Source organism: Streptomyces sp. NPDC088707, from assembly GCF_044752725.1.
In the GTDB taxonomy this organism is placed as follows: Bacteria; Actinomycetota; Actinomycetes; order Streptomycetales; family Streptomycetaceae; genus Streptomyces.
Genome location: NZ_JBIVLV010000002.1, coordinates 88,224 through 107,006, shown reverse-complemented (window position 1 = coordinate 107,006; position 18,783 = coordinate 88,224). Strand labels below are relative to the sequence as shown.

Sequence of the window (18,783 nt, the reverse complement as noted above, 5' to 3'; positions counted from 1 at the left end):
TCAGAGTGCCACCGATCGTGCCGCGCCGCGCGGCGTTCCACCAAGATATGTCCCCATCTGTCGCCCGAAGCGGTGAACTCTGCTGCGCGGGCCCGCTCTTGGGTTCTACTCGGCTTCGGGCGCGGTGCGCAGGATCGTCCGTACCGCGTGCTCGATCTGCGCGTCGGTCAGATCGGCGCGGGCCGTGAGCCGCAGCCGCGAGATGCCGTCGGGGACGGACGGGGGCCGGAAGCAGCCGACCGCCAGACCCTGCTCGCGGCAGTCCGCCGCCCAGCGCAGGGCCGCCTCGGGCGAGGGGGCGCGCACCGAGACGACGGCCGCGTCGGGCCGGGCCGCCGTGAGACCGGCCTCGGTGAGCAGCCGGTACAGCGTGCCGGCGACCGTACGGGCCCGCCCGGCGAGGCCCGGTTCGGCCCGGATCAGACGCAGGCTCGCGAGGGCGCCGCCCGCGGCGGCCGGGGCGAGACCGGTGTCGAAGATGAACGTGCGGGCCGCGTTCACCAGGTGCTCGATCACCCGGGCCGGGCCGAGGACGGCACCGCCCTGGCTGCCGAGGGACTTGGAGAGGGTCAGGGTGGCGACGACGTCCTCGTCGCCCGCGAGTCCGGCCTCGTGCAGGGCGCCCCGACCGCCTTCGCCGAGGACGCCGAAGCCGTGGGCGTCGTCCACCACGAGTCCGGCGCCGTGCGCGCGGCAGGCTTCCGCGAGCTCCGGCAGCGGGGCCTTGTCGCCGTCGACGGAGAAGACGGAGTCGCTGACGACCAGGGCCCGCCGCCCCGGGTGCGCGCCGAGGGTCTTGCGTACGGCCTCGGGTTCGGTGTGCGGCACGACGGCCGTCTCGGCGCGGGCCAGCCGGCAGCCGTCCACGATCGAGGCGTGGTTGGAGGCGTCGGAGACGATCAGGGAGTCCCGGCCGCCGAGGGCGGTGAGCGCGGCCAGGTTGGCGGTGTAGCCGGAGGAGAAGACGAGGGCCGCCTCGAATCCGCAGAACTCGGCGAGCTCGCGCTCGAGCCGGGTGTGCAGCCGGGTGGTGCCGGTGACCAGCCGCGAGCCGGTGGAGCCGGCGCCCCAGCGCCTCGCCGCGTCGGCCGCCGCCTCGGTGACCTCCGGGCGGCGGGTGAGGCCCAGGTAGTCGTTGCCCGCCAGGTCGAGCAGGTCCGACTCGGCGGCCCGTGGCCGCAGCGTACGGACGAGACCGGCGTCCGCCCGGCGGCGCGCCTCGGCGTCGGTCCAGTCGAACGCGGTACGGCGGGGGCCCACGGCCCGTACGTCGTCGGCCTGTGGCATTCGGCGATCCTTTTGTAGGCAGCGCACAGACCCTAACCGGAGGATGCCGAGGTCGGGATGTGGTCATCCACACACCTCTATCCGGGGCGTTTGTTCGGATCCTCCTTGGCCCGGGGGTGGGCGGTAGGCAAGGATCAGCGCTTATGGACCTGCTGAACACGCTGGTGGAGAAGGGGCTGCGGCGCGAGCTGCCGACCCGTGAAGAAGCGCTCGCCGTCCTGGCGACCTCCGACGACGAACTGCTCGATGTGGTGGCGGCGGCCGGCAAGGTGCGCCGTCAGTGGTTCGGGCGGCGGGTGAAGCTCAACTACCTGGTGAACCTGAAGTCGGGCCTGTGCCCCGAGGACTGCTCGTACTGCTCGCAGCGGCTCGGCTCCAAGGCCGAGATCCTCAAGTACACCTGGCTGAAGTCGGACGAGGCCTCGCAGGCCGCCGCCGCGGGTGTCGCGGGCGGGGCCAAGCGGGTCTGCCTGGTCGCGAGCGGCCGCGGTCCGACGGACCGGGACGTCGAGCGGGTCGGCAGGACCATCGAGGCCATCAAGGAGCAGAACGAGGGCGTCGAGGTGTGCGCCTGTCTGGGGCTGCTCTCGGACGGCCAGGCGGAGCGGCTGAAGGAGGCCGGCGCCGACGCGTACAACCACAACCTGAACACGTCCGAGGCGACGTACGCCGGGATCACCAAGACCCACACGTACGCGGACCGGGTGGACACCGTGCAGAAGGCGCACGCCGCCGGTCTGTCGGCCTGCTCGGGTCTGATCGCGGGCATGGGCGAGACCGACGAGGACCTCGTCGACGTCGTGTACGCGCTGCGCGAGCTCGACTCCGACTCGGTGCCGGTCAACTTCCTCATCCCCTTCGAGGGGACGCCGCTCGCCAAGGAGTGGAACCTCACCCCGCAGCGCTGTCTGCGGATCCTGGCGATGGTGCGGTTCGTCTGCCCCGACGTCGAGGTGCGGATCGCGGGCGGCCGTGAGGTGCACCTGCGGTCGATGCAGCCGCTCGCGCTGAACATCGCGAACTCGATCTTCCTCGGCGACTACCTGACGAGCGAGGGCCAGGCCGGCCAGGCCGACCTGGACATGATCGCGGACGCGGGCTTCGAGGTGGAGGGCGCCGGCACGACGACGCTCCCGAAGCACCGCGCGGACGCGCTCGCCGCGGCGGGCGGCGGCTGCGGTTCCCAGGCGTCGGCGGGCTGCGGCTCGCACGACGCGGCGGAGGGCGCCGGCTGCGGCTCGCACGCCGAGGCCGGTGGCGGCTGCGGTCCCTGCGGCGGTCACGCGCAGGCGGCCCCCTCGGCCGAGCCCGCCGCCGAGCCCGCGAGCGAGGTGCCGGGCGCCCGTCCCGACCTCGTGGCCGTGCGCCGTCGTGGTGCCGGGACGGAGCTCGCCCCGAATGCGTAACGACGAACTGCTCGCCCTGGATCGGGCGCACGTCTGGCATCCGTACGGGCCCATGCCGGGCCGCGTCGATCCGCTGGTCGTCGAGTCCGCGTCGGGTGTCCGGCTCCGGCTGGCTGAACCGGTGCACGGCCAGGGCGAGTTGATCGACGGCATGTCCTCGTGGTGGTCGGCGCTGCACGGCTACAACCACCCCGTCCTCAACGAGGCGGCGCACGGCCAGCTGGACCGGATGAGCCACGTCATGTTCGGCGGGCTCACCCACGAGCCGGCCGTGCGGCTCGCCACCCGCCTGGTCGAGATCACCCCGGAGCCCCTCCAGCACGTCTTCCTCAGCGACTCCGGCTCGGTGTCCGTCGAGGTCGCGGCCAAGATGTGTCTGCAGTACTGGCGCTCGGTGGGCCGGCCGGGCAAGCAGCTCCTGATGACCTGGCGCGGCGGCTACCACGGGGACACCTGGCAGCCGATGTCGCTGTGCGACCCCGAGGGCGGGATGCACGAGCTGTGGTCGGGCGTGCTCCAGCGCCAGGTCTTCGTCGACGCGCCGCCGGTCACGTACGAGGAGTCGTACGCCCGGATGCTGCGGGAGCAGATCGCCCTCCACGCGGACGAGGTCGCGGCGGTGATCGTGGAGCCGGTGGTGCAGAACGCGGGCGGGATGCGGTTCCACCCGCCCGAGTACCTGCGTGTCCTCCGTGAGGCCTGCGACGAGCACGGGGTCCTCCTGATCTTCGACGAGATCGCGACCGGCTTCGGCCGTACGGGCACGCTGTTCGGCGCCGACCAGGCCGGCGTCTCGCCCGATGTGATGTGCGTGGGCAAGGCGCTGACGGGCGGATACCTGTCGATGGCGGCCACGCTCTGCACGACGGAGATCGCCGAGGGCATCTCGCGCGGCGAGGTTCCCGTCCTGGCGCACGGGCCGACCTTCATGGGCAATCCGCTGGCCGCCGCGGTGGCCTGCGCCTCGATCGACCTGCTGATGTCCCAGGACTGGGCGCTGGAGGTCAAGCGGATCGAGACGGGACTCCGCGAGGGGCTCGCCCCCGCCGCGGAACTCCCCGGTGTGCGCGAGGTGCGGGTGCTCGGTGCCATCGGCGTCGTCCAGCTCGACCACGACGTCGACATGGCCGCGGCCACGGAGGCGGCGGTCCGGGCGGGCGTGTGGCTGCGCCCGTTCCGCGACCTGATCTACACGATGCCGCCGTACGTGACGGGCGACGAGGACCTGGCCCGCATCTGCGCCGCGGTGCGCGCGGCGGCGGTCGCGGGCTGACCGGAGAACGGGAAACGGGAGAACGGGGAGAACTGTGGGAATCATCGTCGTCAGCGGTACGGGCACGGAGATCGGCAAGACCGTCGTGACCGCCGCCGTCGCCGCCGTCGCCACCGCCGCCGGCCGCACGGTCGCCGTCCTCAAGCCCGCGCAGACCGGCGTCGGGCCGGACGAGCGCGGTGACGCGGACGAGGTCGTACGGCTCTCGGGCGCCGCGGGCTCCGCCGAACTGGGCCGTTTCCCCGAGCCGCTGGCCCCGGGGACGGCGGCCCGGCGGGCGGGACTCGCCCCGGTCGGGCCCGCGGAGGTCGCCGAGGCCGCGCGGCGGCTGGCCGCCGCGTACGACCTGGTGCTCGTGGAGGGGGCGGGCGGGCTGCTCGTCCGCTTCGACGAGGAGGGCGGGACCCTCGCGGACGCGGCGGCGCTGCTCGGCGCGCCCGTTCTGGTGGTCGTCCCCGCCGGTCTGGGGACGCTCAACTCCTCGACCCTGACGGCGGAGGCGCTGCGGGCGCGCGGGATCGAGCAGCTGGGCGTGGTGATCGGCAGCTGGCCGGACGCGCCGGACCTGGCGATGCGCTGCAACCTGGCGGACCTGCCGCGGGAGGCGGACGCGCCGCTCCTCGGGGCCGTACCGGAGGGGTCGGGGTCGCTCGGCCCGGCGGAGTTCCGGGCGGCGGCGGGCGGCTGGCTGGGGCCGGCGCTCGGCGGCACGTGGGAGGCGGAGGCGTTCCGGGAGCGGTTCGCGGAGCCGTACGCGGGAGCCTCGTAGCGCGGGAAGCGGGGGCTCCGTGGCGGCTGGACGGCGGCTGGACGCGGGGGCTCCGGGTGGCGGCTGGAGGGCGGCTGGACGCGGGGGCTCCGTGGCGGCTGGACGGCGGCGCTGAGCCCGCTGGCTTCGTGGCGGTGGGGCCCCGTATCGAGGGACGCGCGTGCCTCCGGTCCGTAGGCTGGAGGCATGCGCGCTCACGTTCAGGAGATCGTCTTCGACTGTGCCGATCCGGCCGCTCTGGTCCGGTTCTGGGCAGGGCTCCTCGGCGGTGCTCCGGTCGACCGGAGCGACGCCTGGTCGTACGTGGACCCGCCGGACTTCGTCCGGCTCGCCTTCCAGCGGGTGCCGGAGGGCAAGGCCGTGAAGAACCGCGTCCATCTCGACCTGGAGGTCGAGGACCCGGTCCCGGCCGCCGACGAGGCACAGCGCGCGGGCGCGTCCCGGGTCGGCGGCCTCGTCACCGACGAGCAGGGCTCCTTCCAGGTCATGCAGGACCCGGAGGGCAACGAGTTCTGCTTCGTGACGGGCTGAGGAGGCTCCGATGACACCGCCGAACACTCCGTCACCCGCCTCGCCCGGCGTCCACCATCCGCTGTTCGCCCGCTTCTACGCCCGGTTCAGCGTGTCCGCCGACACCAAGGGCGGGCTCGGCGCACTGCGGGCCGAGCTGCTCGCCGGGCTGTCCGGCCGGGTGATCGAGATCGGGGCGGGCAACGGGCTGAACTTCGCGCACTACCCGGCCGGTGTCACCGAGGTGGTGGCCCTCGAACCCGAGGCCCGGCTCCGGCGGCTGGCCCAGGAGGCCGCGCTCCGGTCCCCGGTCCCGGTGACCGTGCTTCCGGACACGGCCGAGGCGCTGCCCCTGGAGGACGCCTCCTTCGACGCGGGGGTGGCCTCCCTCGTGCTGTGCACGGTACGGAACCTCCCGCAGGCCCTGGCCGAGCTGCACCGGGTGCTGCGCCCCGGCGCCGAGCTGCGGTTCTTCGAGCACGGCCTGGCCGACACGCCCGGCCTCGCGCGGGTGCAGCGAGGTCTCGACAAGACGGTCTGGCCGCTGCTCTTCGGCGGCTGCCACACGTCCCGCGCCCCGCTCGCGGCGATCGAGGCGGCCGGCTTCACCCTGGGCCCGTACCGCTCGTTCGACGTGCCGGAGAAGGGGCCGCGGCTGCCCTCCTCGCCGTGTGTCCTGGGCTCGGCCCGGCGGTAGCCGCGCCGTCCCGCAGAGTGGAGATCCTGGCGACGGTCCGGCCCCGCGTGATGGGATCCGGCCATGATCGCTCCGAAGATACGTGCCGCCACCCCCGACGACGCCGAGGCCGTGCTGGCCTTCTGGAAGGAGTCCGCCGAGGGGACCTCCGTCTCGGACGACCTGCACGGGGTGACCCGGCTCGTCGAACGCGACCCCGAGGCGCTCCTCCTCGCGGTCGCCGACGACCGGATCGTGGGTTCCGTCATCGCCGGCTGGGACGGCTGGCGCGCCTCCCTCTACCGCCTTGCGGTCCTGCCCTCGTACCGTCGCCGGGGCATCTCCACCGCGCTGCTCCGCGCGGCCGAGGAACGGTTCCTCGCGCTCGGCGGACGGCGTGCGGACGCCATGGTCCTGGAGGCGAACGAGACGGGGCAGCGGCTGTGGAGGGCGGCCGGGTACGGTCGCCAGGACCACTGGCGCCGCTGGGTGAAGCCGCTCACGGACTGAGTGGCACCGACCGGCCCCGGGGCCGGTCACCCCGCTGTTTTGCCGATCCTTTACCATGGTCTCTCATTCAGACGACCCGACGACCGAAAGGTGTGAGCGTCCGCCCATGGGCGAGCCTCCCAGTAGTACTGATCTCCGTACTGCTCCCGAAAGCACCGGCCACGACAGCCGACATCGAGCATTCCCCCTCCCCCTGACTGATCATGGGACGGAGGTGAACCGATGACCGAAGTGCTTCTGCTCCTCCTGGCGCTCCTCCTCTCCGTCGCGTGCGGTGCGTTCGTGGCGGCCGAGTTCTCGCTGACGACGGTCGAGCGCCGCGAGCTGGAGGACGCCGCCGAGCGTGGTGAGCGAGGTGCGGCGGGAGCGCTCAAGGCCGTCAGGTCACTGACCTTCCAGCTCTCCGGCGCCCAGCTGGGCATCACCGTCACCAACCTGGTCGTCGGCATGCTGTCCGAGCCGTCGATCGCCAAGTTGATCCGGGGTCCCCTCGAGGACCTCGGCCTCTCCGCCTCGGTCGCCTCGTCGGTGGCGCTGGTCCTGGGCACCGCCCTGTCGACCGTCGTCCTGATGGTGGTCGGCGAACTGGTCCCCAAGAACTGGGCGATCTCCTCGCCGCTCGCGGTCGCGAAGGTGGTCGCCCCCCCGCAGCGGGTGTTCACCGCCGCCTTCAAGCCGCTGATCAGCCACCTCAACAACACCGCGAACCGGATCCTGCGCCGGCTCGGCATGGAGCCGACCGAGGAACTGGCCTCGGCGCGCTCCCCGCAGGAGCTGGTGGCGCTCGCCCGCCACTCCGCGAAGGAGGGCGCCCTGGAGGCGGACACGGCCGAGCTGTTCGTCCGTACCCTCAACCTGGCGGAGCTCACCGCGGAGAACGTGATGACGCCCCGCGTGCAGGTCACCGCACTCGACGTGCAGGCCACCGCAGAGGACGTCGCCAACGCGACCCGGGCCACCGGCCTCTCCCGCTTCCCCGTCTACCGGGGCAGCCTCGACGCGGTCGTCGGTATCGCGCACATCAAGGACGTCCTGGCCATACCCGCCGAGGAGCGGCGCCACCGCCGGATCGGCGAGCTGCTGCGCGAGCCGCTGCTCGTCCCCGAGACGCTGACCGTGGACCGGCTCCTCGACCGGCTGTCCGGGAAGCAGACGATGGCCGTCGTCATCGACGAGTACGGCGGTACCGCCGGGGTCGCCACCCTGGAGGACATCGTCGAGGAGGTCGTCGGCGAGGTGCGCGACGAGCACGACCCGCACGAGACGCCGGACCTGGCGCGGGCCGGCGAGGACGCGGACGGGCGTGAGCTCTGGTCCGCCGACGGAGCCGCCCGCACCGACCAGGTGGAGGTGATCGGCCTCCGGGTGCCGGACGGTCCGTACGAGACGCTCGCGGGATTCGTCGCCCACGAGCTGGGCCGTATCCCCGCCGTCGGGGACAGCGTGGAGCTGGACGGCTGGCGGCTCGACGTCGTGGACGCCTCGGGCCGTCGCGCCGCGCGCGTGCTGCTGCACGCGCCCGCGTCCCAGGAGCACCAGGACGAGACCGGGGAGGCCGGCCGATGATCGTGATCCAGCTGTTGATCGGTCTGCTGACCCTGGTCGTCAACGCCTTCTTCGTCGGCGCCGAGTTCGCCCTGATCTCGGTGCGCCGCAGCCAGATCGAGCCGCTGGCCGAGGAGGGGAACCGGCGGGCGCGCAGCGTCATCTGGGGCCTCGAGCACGTCTCCGCGCTGCTCGCCGCGGCCCAGCTCGGCATCACGCTCTGCACCCTGGTGCTCGGCATCGTCGCCGAGCCGGCCATCGCGCACCTGCTCGAACCGGTCTTCGACGCGGTGGGCGTGCCGCACGGCCTGGTCCACCCGATCTCGTTCGTGATCGCGCTGAGCGTGGCCACGTATCTGCACATGCTGCTGGGCGAGATGGTGCCGAAGAACATCGCGCTGGCGGAGCCGACGCGTACGGCGCTGCTGCTCGGCCCGCCGCTGGTGACGCTGGCGCGGGCACTGCGGCCGGTGATCTTCGCGATCAACGCCTTCGCCAACGTGCTGCTCAAGCTGTTGCGGGTGGACGTCAAGGACGAGGTCGCGGCGACGTTCTCGGACGACGAGCTGGCCCGGATGGTCACCGACGCCGGGGACGCGGGTCTGCTCGACGACCGGGCCGCCGAGCGGCTGCACGACGCCCTGGAGCTGGGCCGCCGTCCCGTACGGGATGTCGTGATGCCGGCGGAGAAGGTCGTGTACGCGCGGGTCGGTACGAGTCCGGGCGAGCTGGAGGCGCTGTCGGCCCGGACGGGCTACTCGCGCTTCCCCGTGGTGGACGAGGAGGGCAGGATCCTGGGCTATCTGCACGTCAAGGACGCCCTGGACGCCTCGCCGCGCGACGAGCCGTTCCCGGTGTCCGCGCTGCGGCCGATCGCCCGGGTCCGCGCGGCCACGCCGCTGGACGACGTGCTGACGGCGATGCGCCGCAGCCGGACGCATCTGGCGGCGGTGCTCGACGAGGACGGCAAGCCGGCCGGCCTCGTGGCGATGGAGGACGTGCTGCGGGAGCTGGTGGGCCGCCCGGCGGCGCCGTAGCACCGGACACCGGTAGAGGAGGGCCCCGGGAACGCGCGTTCCCGGGGCCCTCCCCGTCGAGGGGGGAAGGGCTCCGGCGGAGGGCCGCGCATACCGCGCGGTATGATCTCCCCGCCATGGAGATCAATGCCACGTACAACAGTTTCGTCGCCCTCGGCGACAGCTTCACCGAGGGAATGTCGGACCTGAAGCCCGACGGCTCCTACCGGGGCTGGGCCGACGTCCTCGCCGACCGGCTGGCCGCCCGCGCCCCCGGCTTCCGGTACGCCAACCTCGCCGTACGCGGCAAGCTCATCGGCCAGATCGTCGAGGAGCAGGTCGAGACGGCCGCCGCGATGAAGGCAGACGTCGTGACGCTCGTCGGCGGGCTGAACGACACCCTGCGGCCCAAGGTCGACATGGGGCGGGTCCGCGGACTGCTCACCGAGGCGGTCGAGACGCTCGCCCCGTCCTGCGGTCAGCTGGTCCTGATGCGCAGCCCCGGCCGGAACGGGCCGGTCCTGGAGCGCTTCCGCCCCCGGATGGAGGAGCTGTTCGCGCACGTCGACGACCTCGCCGCCCGGCACGGGGCCCTGGTCGTCGACCTGTACAGCGCCCCCTCGCTCGCCGACCCCCGGCTGTGGGACGTGGACCGGCTCCACCTCACCGCCGACGGGCACCGGCGGGTCGCCGAGGCCGTGTGGCAGACACTCGGTCTGGCACCCGAGGCGGACTGGCGGACGCCGCCGCCCCCGACCCCGCTGCCGGGCTGGGCGAGCCGCCGGGCGGCCGACGCCCGCTTCGCCAGGGAGCACCTGGGCCCGTGGATAGGGCGGCGCCTCACCGGCCGCTCGTCGGGCGACGGCCGCGCGCCCAAGCGCCCCGAGCTGCTGCCGTACGAGCCGTCGACGGAGCCGTAGAGCGCCGGGGACGCGGTGCGGGAGCGGCGGCCGTGAGCTGCGTCTCGTAGCAAGCTCCACATTGGACCCTGGCGCTGGCCTGCAGAAATCGCCAGTAAACTCTGTCCACGTGACTGCTGTGACTGCGAAGCCCCGCATCCCCAACGTTCTGGCCGGCCGCTACGCCTCCGCGGAGCTCGCCGTCCTCTGGTCCCCCGAGCAGAAGGTGAAGCTGGAGCGTCAGCTCTGGCTCGCCGTGCTTCGAGCGCAGAAGGACCTCGGGATCGAGGTTCCGGACGCCGCCCTCGCCGACTACGAGCGCGTGCTCGACCAGGTCGACCTCGCTTCCATCGCCGAGCGCGAGAAGGTCACCCGGCACGACGTGAAGGCCCGGATCGAGGAGTTCAACGCCCTCGCCGGCCACGAGCACGTCCACAAGGGCATGACCTCGCGCGACCTCACCGAGAACGTCGAGCAGCTGCAGATCCGGCTCTCCCTGGAGCTGATGCGGGACCGTACGGTCGCCGTCCTCGGCCGTCTCGGCAAGCTCTCCGCCGAGTACGCGGAGCTGGTCATGGCCGGCCGCTCGCACAACGTGGCCGCCCAGGCGACCACCCTCGGCAAGCGGTTCGCGACGGCCGCGGACGAGCTGCTCGTGGCGTACGCCCGCCTGGAGGAGCTGCTCGGCCGCTACCCGCTGCGCGGCATCAAGGGCCCGGTCGGCACCGCCCAGGACATGCTGGACCTGCTCGGCGGCGACGCCGGCAAGCTGGCCGACCTGGAGCAGCGGATCGCCGGTCACCTCGGCTTCGCCCACGCCTTCACCTCGGTCGGCCAGGTCTACCCGCGCTCGCTCGACTACGACGTGGTCACCTCGCTGGTGCAGCTGGCCGCCGCCCCGTCGTCGATCGCCAAGACGATCCGCCTGATGGCCGGCCACGAGCTGGTCACCGAGGGCTTCAAGCCCGGCCAGGTCGGCTCCTCGGCGATGCCGCACAAGATGAACACCCGCTCCTGCGAGCGCGTCAACGGCCTCATGGTCATCCTGCGCGGATACGCCTCGATGACCGGCGAGCTCGCGGGCGACCAGTGGAACGAGGGCGACGTCTCCTGCTCCGTGGTCCGCCGGGTCGCGCTGCCCGACGCGTTCTTCGCGCTCGACGGTCTCCTGGAGACCTTCCTCACCGTGCTCGACGAGTTCGGCGCCTTCCCGGCCGTCGTCGCCCGGGAGCTCGACCGCTACCTGCCCTTCCTGGCGACCACCAAGGTGCTCATGGGCGCCGTGCGCGCCGGTGTCGGCCGCGAGGTCGCCCACGAGGCGATCAAGGAGAACGCCGTCGCCTCCGCCCTCGCCATGCGCGAGCAGGGCACCGTGCAGAACGAGCTCCTCGACAAGCTGGCCGCCGACGAGCGCATCCCGCTGGACCGGGCGCAGCTCGACGAGCTGATGGCGGACAAGCTGTCCTTCACCGGCGCCGCCGCCGACCAGGTCGCCTCGGTGGTCTCCCGTATCGAGGAGATCCTCAAGCAGCACCCGGAGGCCGCCGCCTACGCCCCCGGGGCGATCCTCTGACCGGGAGCCCCCGGTTCACCCAGGAGCAGCTGGAGGCCGCCCGTGACCGCGTCGTTCCCGACGTGGTGGCGGGCGGCCTCTCGGTGTTGTTCTGCGGGATCAACCCGGGTCTCATGTCGGCGGCGACGGGCCACCACTTCGCCCGCCCCGGCAACCGCTTCTGGCCGGTGCTCCACCTGTCCGGGTTCACGCCGAGGCAGCTGCGGCCGGACGAGCAGGAGGAGCTCCTGACGTACGGCCTCGGGATCACGAACGTGGCGGCGCGGCCGACCGCCCGGGCCGACGAGCTGAGCCGGGAGGAGTACGTCGCGGGCGGCCGGATCCTGGCCGCGAAGGTGGAGCTGCTCGCGCCCCGCTGGCTCGCGGTCGTCGGTGTCACCGCGTACCGCACGGCCTTCGGCGAGCCGAAGGCCGCCATCGGGCCGCAGGAGCGCGTGATCGGATCCACCCGGATCTGGGCGCTGCCCAACCCGAGCGGGCTCAACGCGCACTGGACGGCGGCGACGATGGCCGCGGAGTACGCCCGCCTCCGGGAGGCCGCCGAGAACCCCCGGGTGTGAGCAGGCCGTGCGCCGCGTGGGGGACCACCGGCGCTCCGGCCGGATGCCGGGGCGGCGGGCGGGCCGTCACGCCGGCGGGTCGACCGGGGTGAGGACGGCGAGCAGCTGGAACGGCAGTTCCTTGTCCCACTGGGAGACGCCGAGTCCGATCCACAGCCCGTCGGCCCGCCACAGGCGCACGTTCGGGGTGTGGCAGCTGAGGGTGGACCAGGGCTCGGGTATCGACTCGCCCTCCATGCTCCGCTCCAGGACCGGCCCGAGGTCGAGCACCCGCGGCTCGCCCCAGCGCGCGGTGAGCAGGGTGCCGAGCCCGTCCCGTTCCGCTTCGTACTGGTCCTCGACGATCGGGCGGCGCGTGCCGTCGTCCTCCCAGAAGTCCTCGCTGGTCGCGAGCTCCGCCAGGTGGTGGTCCGGGCCGCCGTCGAATCCCCGGGCCCTGAGTAAGTCGATCGCCGCCAGGTGGTCTGCCGTGGTCATGGCTCCAGTAAAGCCTCCACCACTGACAGTTGGCGCCGCGTCAGAAGCCGAGGGGACCGGCGGCCCGGGGGCGGATCCGAAGCGTCATGGGGGCGGCACTCGCCGCGACCGGGCCCATTGAGTACCATCCGCCGAAGAGGTGCACGAGCTGGGAGGACACACTGTGGGGCGGCTGACCGGCGGGGATCCGTCTCTGCTGCGGCGGATCAACTCCGCGGTGGTACTCCATGCGCTGCGCGGCGCCGAAGCGCCGACGCTCACCGATCTGACCCGGATCACGGGCCTTTCGCGGCCCACGGTCGAAGGGGTCGTCGAGGGACTCATGGAGGGCGGCCTCGTCGTCGAGGCGGCGCCCGAGGAGGGCGAGGCCCGGCGCCAGGGGCGTCCCGCGCGGAGGTTCCGCTTCCGTGCGGAGGCCGGTCATCTGCTCGGCATCGAGATCGGCCCGCACCGGGTGGCCGCGCTGCTCTCCGGTCTTGACGGGCGGATCATCGGCGCCGGTTCGCGCGAGGTCTCGGAGACGGCCCCCGAGGACGAACGCCTCGACCGGGTCCGTACGGTCGTGGCCGACGTGCTCCGCAGGGCCGGGGTCGCCCGGTCCAATCTGCGGGCGGTCGGTGTCGGCACCCCCGGCATCGTGGAGGCCGACGGCACGGTCCGCCTCGGCACGGCCCTGCCGGGCTGGACGGGCCTCGCGCTCGGCGAGCGGCTGCGGCGCTCCTTCAAGTGCCCGGTCATCGTGGAGAACGACGCGAACGCGGCGGCCGTCGCCGAGCACTGGAAGGGTGCCGCGACCGACTCCGACGACATCGTCTTCGTCCTCGCCGGGCTGAGCCCGGGCGCCGGTTCGCTGATCGGCGGCCGGCTGCACCGTGGTTTCGGCGGGGCGGCCGGGGAGATCGGCGCCCTGCACCTGCTCGGCCGGGGCGTCACCCCCGAGCACCTGCTGTCGACGACGGACGAGCCGCTGCACCCGCTGGACGAGCAGGCGGTCGCCGAGGTCTTCGCGCTGGCCCGCAAGGGCGACGCGCGCGCGGAGGCGGCGGTGGAGCGGTTCATCCAGCGGCTCGTGCACGATGTCGCGGCCCTGGTCCTGGCGATCGACCCCGAGCTGGTGGTCGTCGGCGGCTGGGCGGCAGGCCTGGACGGCGTACTCCAGCCGCTCCGGGAGGAGCTGGCCCGGTTCTGCCTGCGGCCGCCCCGGGTGGTGCTGTCGCTGCTCGGCGAGGCCGCGGTCGGGACGGGTGCGCTGCGGCTCGCCCTCGACCACGTCGAGGAGCAGCTCTTCGCGGTCGACGGCACGGTGACGGCCCGCCGCTAGATCCTCGCGACGGGCCGTCGGCCGGTGTTCGTGGGAAGCGCGCTTTACGAGGCCATGACCAGGTCGACCGAGTCGCCGAAGGTGAGGCGGCAGGTGTCGGCGCGGTAGGTGGCCACGGAGACGGCCGCGGTGCGCCCTCCGGAGAGGTAGCGGGTCGTCACGACGAGCACCGGCGCGCCCGGCAGCCGGTCGAGCTCCTTGGCGTCGTCGGCGCGGGCGGAGCCGAGCTCCACGGAGCGGTCCTGGCCGTCGAGGGCGAGGTGCTGGAGTTCGCGGAGCACCGCGCGGGCGCGGGCGGGTCCGGCGGGCGCGTCGATGGCGCTGAGGCCCGGCACGGAGCCGACGGGCACGTAGAGCAGCTCGGCGGCGACGGGCTGGCCCTGGCTGACGCGGATACGGCGGACGATGTGCACCCGCTCGTCGGAGCCGCTCTCCAGGACGCGCGCGACGGCGGCCGGGGCCACGTCGGCGGCGGAGTCGAGGGACTGCCAGGCCTCGTCACCGACGCCCGGCCAGGTGTGCTGGGTGGTGGAGACGTCGACGCCCACGCGCGGCGGGGCGACGGTGGTGCCGACGCCGCGACGGCGCTGCAGTCTGCCTTCGAGCTCCAGCTGCTCCAGGGCCTGGCGGAGCGTGGCACGGGCGACGCCGAAGCGTGCCGCGAGGTCGCGCTCGTTGGGGAGGATCTCCCCGACCGCGAAGTCCGAGTCGAGTGCTTCGCCGATGACTGTCTTGAGGTGCTGGTACTTCGGTTCCGGTACCGATGCCAGCTGCGTGGTCCCCACCCTGATCCTCCGCAATTCGCCGTGTCCCGCGGCGTTTTTCCGCGCCCTTGTTTATTAAAGGTTCCTGCACTAACTCTGCGACCATAAGGCGAGCCCACCCCTTGGTCAAGACCAATCCTCTGTCGAACGCCCCCGAATGTGACCCTCTGACCTAGACCGTTCACAGGACGTTCGCGCCCCCGTGTGCCCCGCGCAGCAAAACACCCCGCCTCCCGGGTGGGAGACGGGGTGAGGTTCCGGCCGATCGGCGTGATCGCGCGGTTTCGTCCCGCGGAGCGCGTCCCGGGCGCGTCAGAGACCGGCGAGGGCCTGGAGCTTGTCGGGGTTGCGGATGATGTAGACGCACTGGACGCGCCCGTCGAGCACCTCGATCTGGAAGAACGAGTCCGGCTTGCCGTCGACGAGGGCGAGCAGGGCGGGGGCGCCGTTGAGTTCGAGGAAGCGGAACTCGAAGGTCTCGGCCACGCCCTGGGCGGTGGCGTGCAGGAAGCGGCCGACCTTGTCGGCGCTCTCGATGATCCGCAGCGGGGCCTTGGACTTGCCGCCGCTGTCGCCCACGAGCCGTACGTCGGGGGCGAGCAGGGCGAGGAGATCGCCGAGGTCGCCGCCCGCCGCCGCGGCGAGGAACCGCTCGGTGAGGTCCCTGCGCTCGCTCGGGTCGACGTCGTAGCGCGGCTTCCCCTCGTCGACGTGGCGCCGGGCGCGCCCGGCGAGCTGGCGCACGGCCGCCTCGGAGCGGTCGAGGGCGGTGGCGATCTCCGCGTACGGGAAGCCGAAGGCCTCGCGCAGCACGAAGACGGCCCGCTCCAGCGGGGAGAGGGATTCGAGGACGACGAGCACGGCGAGCGAGACGGAGTCGGCGAGCAGGGCGCGCTCGGCGGTGTCGGGCGCGGTCGGCCCGAAGTCGGTGACGACGGGCTCGGGCAGCCACGGGCCGACGTAGGACTCGCGGCGCGCCTGGGCCTGCCGGAGCCGGTCGACGGCGAGCCGCGTCGTGATCCGTACGAGGAAGGCGCGGGGCTCGCGGACCTCGGCCCGGTCCTCCGCGGTCCAGCGCAGCCACGCCTCCTGGACGACGTCCTCGGCGTCGGCGGCGCGGCCGAGCATCCGGTAGGCGACGCCGAGGAGCATCGGGCGGTGCTCCTCGAAGCGGTCGGTCAGGGTGTCGGTCGGAATGTCGGTGGGCACCCGTCCATCCCAGCCCACCTCGGTCGCGGTGTCCAGTTTCGGACGGGGTCTTGAACTTCAGGCTACTGATCGGTAATTCTCACTGACGGGACGTCTGAAAGCTTCAGGACAGGGGAGTCCGCATGCCCGAACGGATCGCGTTCACGATCGAGACCCCGGCGGGCCCCCGCACGGCGTCCCTCACGTACGAACGCCGGGGCGCGGGGGAACCGCTGCTGCTCCTGCACGGCATCGGGCACCACTGGCAGGCCTGGGAGCCCGTGCTGGACATCCTGGCCGCGGAGCGGGACGTGATCGCCGTCGACCTGCCCGGTTTCGGCGACTCGGACGAGCTGCCCGAGGGCTGCCCGTACGACCTGTCCACGGTCGGGAGCGTGCTCGGCGCCTTCTGCGAGGCCGTCGGTGTCGAGCGCCCCCATGTGGCGGGGAACTCGCTCGGCGGACTGCTCGCCCTCGCGCTGGGCCGGGAGAAGCTGGTGCGCTCGGTCACCGCCCTCTCCCCCGCCGGCTTCTGGTCGGAGGGCGAGCGGCGGTACGCCTTCGTGACGCTGCGGGCGATGCGGGGCGCCGCGCGGTCGCTGCCCGTGCCGGTGATCGACCGCCTCTCCCGGACGTCCGCCGGACGCACCGTGCTCACCAGCACGATCTACGCGCGCCCGGGGCGCCGTTCACCCGCGGCGGCCTACGCCGAAACGCTCGCGCTGCGCGGGGCCACCGGGTTCCGGCAGACCCTCGCCGCCGGCGGGAGCGTGCGCTTCCGCGACGACGTCGCCGACGTGCCCGTCACGGTGGCCTGGGGTGCTCGCGACCGCCTGCTCCTTCCCCGGCAGGGCGTCCGCGCCAAGCACACCATCCCCGGCGCGCGGCTCGTCCGGCTGCCCGGCTGCGGCCATGTGCCCATGCACGACGACCCGGCTCTCGTCGCACGCGTGATCCTGGACGGCAGCGGCGCCTGAGGCCGCCCGGACGCTGCCGGTCCTTCGCGCGAAGAGGCCGGTGCCCACGGCGGCGCCGGCCCCCACCAGCAGGCTGCCGACCGCCTGCGGGAGGCCGAAGGCTGCGCCCGCGACCACGGCGGCGCTCAGGGCGGCGGCGACCGGGATCGCGCCGGTGAAGAGGGTGGCCCGCTCCATGCCGACCCGCTGGACACCCATGTAGAACAGGACGAACCCGACCACGGTGGCGAGCGCCGCCTGCCAGACCAGGGCGCCCGCCTCCACCGCCGTCGGCATCCGGACGAGACCGGCCCCGTCCACGACCAGTCCCACGAGCGCCGCCTCGGCCGCTCCGACCCCGCACACGACGGCCGTGAGCAGCTTCGGCCCGAGCAGCCGGAGGACGGGGACGGCCAGCACCGTGAAGCCGACCTCGCCCGCGAGCGCGGCCACCGACCAGCCGATTCCGGCCAGGTCCGTACGCCCCCAGCCCTGCACGGTGAAGGCGCCGGCGGCGACGAGCAGTGCCCCGTACAGCACGGTGGGGGCGGGCCTGCGGCCCTCGGTCAGCGGGACGAGGACGGCGACGACGACCGGGGCGCAGCCGACGAGGACGCCCGGCACGGCCGGCTCGGCGGTCCGCTCGGCGGCGAGGACCGCCAGGTTGAAGCCGACCATGCCGACCCCCGCGAGGGTGGCGAGTCGCAGCCAGTGACGGGCGGTCAGGATCCGCAGCGGGGCGAGCCCGCCGCGGCCGAGCAGGGGCAGCAGGAGCAGGCAGGCGGCGCCGTAGCGCAGGGCCTGGCCGCCGACGTACGGGTAGTCGCCGAGGAGGCTGTTCGCGGTGAAGGAGGCGCCGACGAGGGCGTAGGCGAGGGTCACGAGAAGGACCCCGCGGAGGGCGTTCGCGTTCATGCCTCCGACGCTAGGAAGGGGGGCGGCCCGGGTGAAGGTCCACTTCCGTCACGCCATCGGGGACCACTTCGGGGCGGTGCCGCCGTCCGGAGCGCCGCCCTCGTACGGGGCGGTGCCTCCGTCCGGGCCGGGGCGGGTGCGGGCGCGGAACGTGCGGCGGTAGGCGTCCGGGGGCACGCCGACGGTGCGGTTGAAGTGCCGGCGCAGGGTCGTGGCGGTACCCATGCCGGTGGCGGTCGCGATGCCCTCGACGCTCTCGTCGGTGGACTCCAGCAACTCCTGGGCGTGGCGGATCCGCTGGGTCAGCAGCCACTGCAGCGGAGTCGTACCGGTCACCGACCGGAAGTGGCGCCCCAGATTGCGGGAGCTCATCCGCGCCCTGCGGGCCAGGTCGTCCACGGTCAGCGGCTGGTCGAGCCGCTCCATCGCCCAGGGCAGCAGATCGCCGAGCGGGTGGTCGTCGCGCGCGGGCACGGGAGTGGTGACGAACTGGGCCTGGCCGCCCGCGCGGTGCGGGGGTACGACCAGGCTGCGGGCGACCGTGTTGGCGACGGCCGAGCCGTGGTCGAGGCGGACCAGGTGCAGGCAGAGGTCCATCGCGGCGGCCTTGCCCGCGGAGGTGAGGACACGGCCGTCGTCCACGTAGAGCACGTCCGGGTCGACCTGCACCCGGGGGTGGCGGGCGGCGAGTTCCTCGGTGTGGGCCCAGTGGGTGGTCGCGCGCCGTCCGTCGAGCAGGCCGGCGGCGGCCAGGACGAACGCGCCCGTGCAGAGGGAGGCCACCCGCGCGCCCGCCTCGTGCGCCGCGCGCACCGCGTCGACCAGTTCGGCGGGCGGGTCCTCGTCGGTCTCGGCGAGGGCGGGAACGATCACCGTGCCGGCGCGCGCCAGCCGGTCGAAGCCGCCGTCGGGGTCCAGTCGGAACCGGCCCATCCGGACGGTGGACGGACCGCAGAGGGAGACCTCGTACCAGGGGCCGGTCACCGCGGACGGGGGCGGGCCGAAGACCTCGTAGGCCACGGAGAGTTCGAACTGGCGCATTCCCTCGGTGACGGCCAGCGCGACCGTGCTCGGGTCCGTCCTCAGGTCGGTGTCCACGTCCGTAATTGTACGCATGATGTCGTTCCGGACACTCGTG

18 protein-coding genes and 1 pseudogene are annotated in these 18,783 nt (G+C 73.5%); 13 read left to right on the top strand and 6 right to left on the bottom strand.

From position 1 onward, the window contains the following. Positions 1-105: 105 nt before the first annotated feature. Positions 106-1,287 (bottom strand): 8-amino-7-oxononanoate synthase, encoded by a 1,182-nt coding sequence (locus ACIP84_RS07905; RefSeq protein ID WP_401795932.1) that lies wholly within the window; start codon positions 1,285-1,287, stop codon positions 106-108. A 143-nt stretch (positions 1,288-1,430) separates the two neighbouring features. On the opposite strand from ACIP84_RS07905, the gene bioB reads away from it, so the two are divergent. From bioB to mug, 11 genes are all read left to right on the top strand, one after another. Next, a complete protein-coding gene (gene bioB, locus ACIP84_RS07900) occupies positions 1,431-2,693 on the top strand; it encodes a biotin synthase BioB (RefSeq protein WP_401795929.1) in 1,263 nt (420 codons plus the stop codon). Next, positions 2,686-3,966, top strand: a complete 1,281-nt coding sequence (locus ACIP84_RS07895; protein ID WP_401795926.1) for an adenosylmethionine--8-amino-7-oxononanoate transaminase — start codon at positions 2,686-2,688, stop codon at positions 3,964-3,966. Before bioB ends, ACIP84_RS07895 begins: the two co-directional genes overlap by 8 nt. Positions 3,967-4,000: 34 nt before the next feature. Further along, positions 4,001-4,735, top strand: coding sequence for a dethiobiotin synthase (gene bioD / locus ACIP84_RS07890; RefSeq protein WP_401795923.1), 735 nt, complete (start codon positions 4,001-4,003; stop codon positions 4,733-4,735). Positions 4,736-4,921: 186 nt separating this feature from the next. Continuing rightward, complete coding sequence (locus ACIP84_RS07885) at positions 4,922-5,266, top strand: VOC family protein (RefSeq protein ID WP_355958323.1); 345 nt, start codon at positions 4,922-4,924, stop codon at positions 5,264-5,266. A 10-nt stretch (positions 5,267-5,276) separates the two neighbouring features. Beyond that, entirely contained in the window at positions 5,277-5,942 is a 666-nt protein-coding gene (locus ACIP84_RS07880) for a class I SAM-dependent methyltransferase (RefSeq protein WP_355958321.1), read from the top strand. Positions 5,943-6,005: 63 nt separating this feature from the next. After that, entirely contained in the window at positions 6,006-6,431 is a 426-nt protein-coding gene (locus ACIP84_RS07875) for a GNAT family N-acetyltransferase (RefSeq protein ID WP_401795919.1), read from the top strand. A 222-nt stretch (positions 6,432-6,653) separates the two neighbouring features. After that, positions 6,654-7,997 carry a hemolysin family protein gene (locus tag ACIP84_RS07870; RefSeq protein ID WP_355958318.1) on the top strand — a complete coding sequence of 448 codons (1,344 nt, stop codon included), beginning with the start codon at positions 6,654-6,656 and terminating at the stop codon, positions 7,995-7,997. Further along, positions 7,994-9,013, top strand: a complete 1,020-nt coding sequence (locus tag ACIP84_RS07865; protein ID WP_401795916.1) for a hemolysin family protein — start codon at positions 7,994-7,996, stop codon at positions 9,011-9,013. The genes ACIP84_RS07870 and ACIP84_RS07865 overlap by 4 nt, the downstream gene beginning before the upstream one ends. Positions 9,014-9,129: 116 nt before the next feature. Next, entirely contained in the window at positions 9,130-9,912 is a 783-nt protein-coding gene (locus ACIP84_RS07860) for an SGNH/GDSL hydrolase family protein (RefSeq protein ID WP_355958316.1), read from the top strand. 109 nt (positions 9,913-10,021) lie between these two features. Further along, positions 10,022-11,464, top strand: coding sequence for an adenylosuccinate lyase (gene purB / locus ACIP84_RS07855; RefSeq protein ID WP_401795913.1), 1,443 nt, complete (start codon positions 10,022-10,024; stop codon positions 11,462-11,464). A 62-nt stretch (positions 11,465-11,526) separates the two neighbouring features. Beyond that, positions 11,527-12,024, top strand: a complete 498-nt coding sequence (gene mug, locus ACIP84_RS07850) for a G/U mismatch-specific DNA glycosylase (protein WP_355958315.1) — start codon at positions 11,527-11,529, stop codon at positions 12,022-12,024. Between the two features lie 66 nt (positions 12,025-12,090). Here the strand turns inward: mug and ACIP84_RS07845 are convergent, their stop codons facing one another. Then, positions 12,091-12,501, bottom strand: coding sequence for a hypothetical protein (locus ACIP84_RS07845; protein ID WP_355958313.1), 411 nt, complete (start codon positions 12,499-12,501; stop codon positions 12,091-12,093). A gap of 163 nt (positions 12,502-12,664) precedes the next feature. Between ACIP84_RS07845 and ACIP84_RS07840 the strand changes: the two genes are divergently transcribed. Next, positions 12,665-13,822: an ROK family transcriptional regulator gene (locus ACIP84_RS07840; protein ID WP_030316649.1), complete on the top strand. Its 1,158-nt coding sequence runs from the start codon at positions 12,665-12,667 to the stop codon at positions 13,820-13,822. A gap of 44 nt (positions 13,823-13,866) precedes the next feature. On the opposite strand, the gene ACIP84_RS07835 is transcribed toward ACIP84_RS07840, so the two are convergent. After that, a complete protein-coding gene (locus ACIP84_RS07835; protein ID WP_401795908.1) occupies positions 13,867-14,607 on the bottom strand; it encodes a GntR family transcriptional regulator in 741 nt (246 codons plus the stop codon). Positions 14,608-14,898: 291 nt separating this feature from the next. Beyond that, the gene (locus ACIP84_RS07830) at positions 14,899-15,783 is read right to left on the bottom strand and encodes an RNA polymerase sigma-70 factor (RefSeq protein ID WP_401797066.1); all 885 of its coding nucleotides are present in this window, start codon (positions 15,781-15,783) and stop codon (positions 14,899-14,901) included. A gap of 134 nt (positions 15,784-15,917) precedes the next feature. Between ACIP84_RS07830 and ACIP84_RS07825 the strand changes: the two genes are divergently transcribed. Next, positions 15,918-16,751 (top strand): alpha/beta fold hydrolase, encoded by an 834-nt coding sequence (locus tag ACIP84_RS07825; protein ID WP_401795906.1) that lies wholly within the window; start codon positions 15,918-15,920, stop codon positions 16,749-16,751. A 57-nt stretch (positions 16,752-16,808) separates the two neighbouring features. On the opposite strand, the pseudogene ACIP84_RS07820 reads toward ACIP84_RS07825, so the two are convergent. Further along, positions 16,809-17,645, bottom strand: a pseudogene (locus ACIP84_RS07820) (EamA family transporter); the annotation flags it as partial. A gap of 48 nt (positions 17,646-17,693) precedes the next feature. Then, positions 17,694-18,761 carry a helix-turn-helix domain-containing protein gene (locus tag ACIP84_RS07815; protein ID WP_401795904.1) on the bottom strand — a complete coding sequence of 356 codons (1,068 nt, stop codon included), beginning with the start codon at positions 18,759-18,761 and terminating at the stop codon, positions 17,694-17,696. Positions 18,762-18,783: the final 22 nt, after the last annotated feature.

Bases quoted from the DNA above. Each gene is read 5' to 3' on its own strand.
- ACIP84_RS07880 (WP_355958321.1), top strand. From the start codon at position 5,277: ATGACACCGCCGAACACTCCGTCACCCGCCTCGCCCGGCGTCCACCAT.
- ACIP84_RS07875 (WP_401795919.1), top strand. From the start codon at position 6,006: ATGATCGCTCCGAAGATACGTGCCGCCACCCCCGACGACGCCGAGGCC.
- ACIP84_RS07895 (WP_401795926.1), top strand. From the start codon at position 2,686: ATGCGTAACGACGAACTGCTCGCCCTGGATCGGGCGCACGTCTGGCAT.
- ACIP84_RS07870 (WP_355958318.1), top strand. From the start codon at position 6,654: ATGACCGAAGTGCTTCTGCTCCTCCTGGCGCTCCTCCTCTCCGTCGCG.
- ACIP84_RS07825 (WP_401795906.1), top strand. From the start codon at position 15,918: ATGCCCGAACGGATCGCGTTCACGATCGAGACCCCGGCGGGCCCCCGC.
- ACIP84_RS07885 (WP_355958323.1), top strand. From the start codon at position 4,922: ATGCGCGCTCACGTTCAGGAGATCGTCTTCGACTGTGCCGATCCGGCC.
- ACIP84_RS07860 (WP_355958316.1), top strand. From the start codon at position 9,130: ATGGAGATCAATGCCACGTACAACAGTTTCGTCGCCCTCGGCGACAGC.
- ACIP84_RS07815 (WP_401795904.1), bottom strand. From the start codon at position 18,761: ATGCGTACAATTACGGACGTGGACACCGACCTGAGGACGGACCCGAGC.
- ACIP84_RS07905 (WP_401795932.1), bottom strand. From the start codon at position 1,287: ATGCCACAGGCCGACGACGTACGGGCCGTGGGCCCCCGCCGTACCGCG.
- bioB (WP_401795929.1), top strand. From the start codon at position 1,431: ATGGACCTGCTGAACACGCTGGTGGAGAAGGGGCTGCGGCGCGAGCTG.
- ACIP84_RS07865 (WP_401795916.1), top strand. From the start codon at position 7,994: ATGATCGTGATCCAGCTGTTGATCGGTCTGCTGACCCTGGTCGTCAAC.
- ACIP84_RS07845 (WP_355958313.1), bottom strand. From the start codon at position 12,501: ATGACCACGGCAGACCACCTGGCGGCGATCGACTTACTCAGGGCCCGG.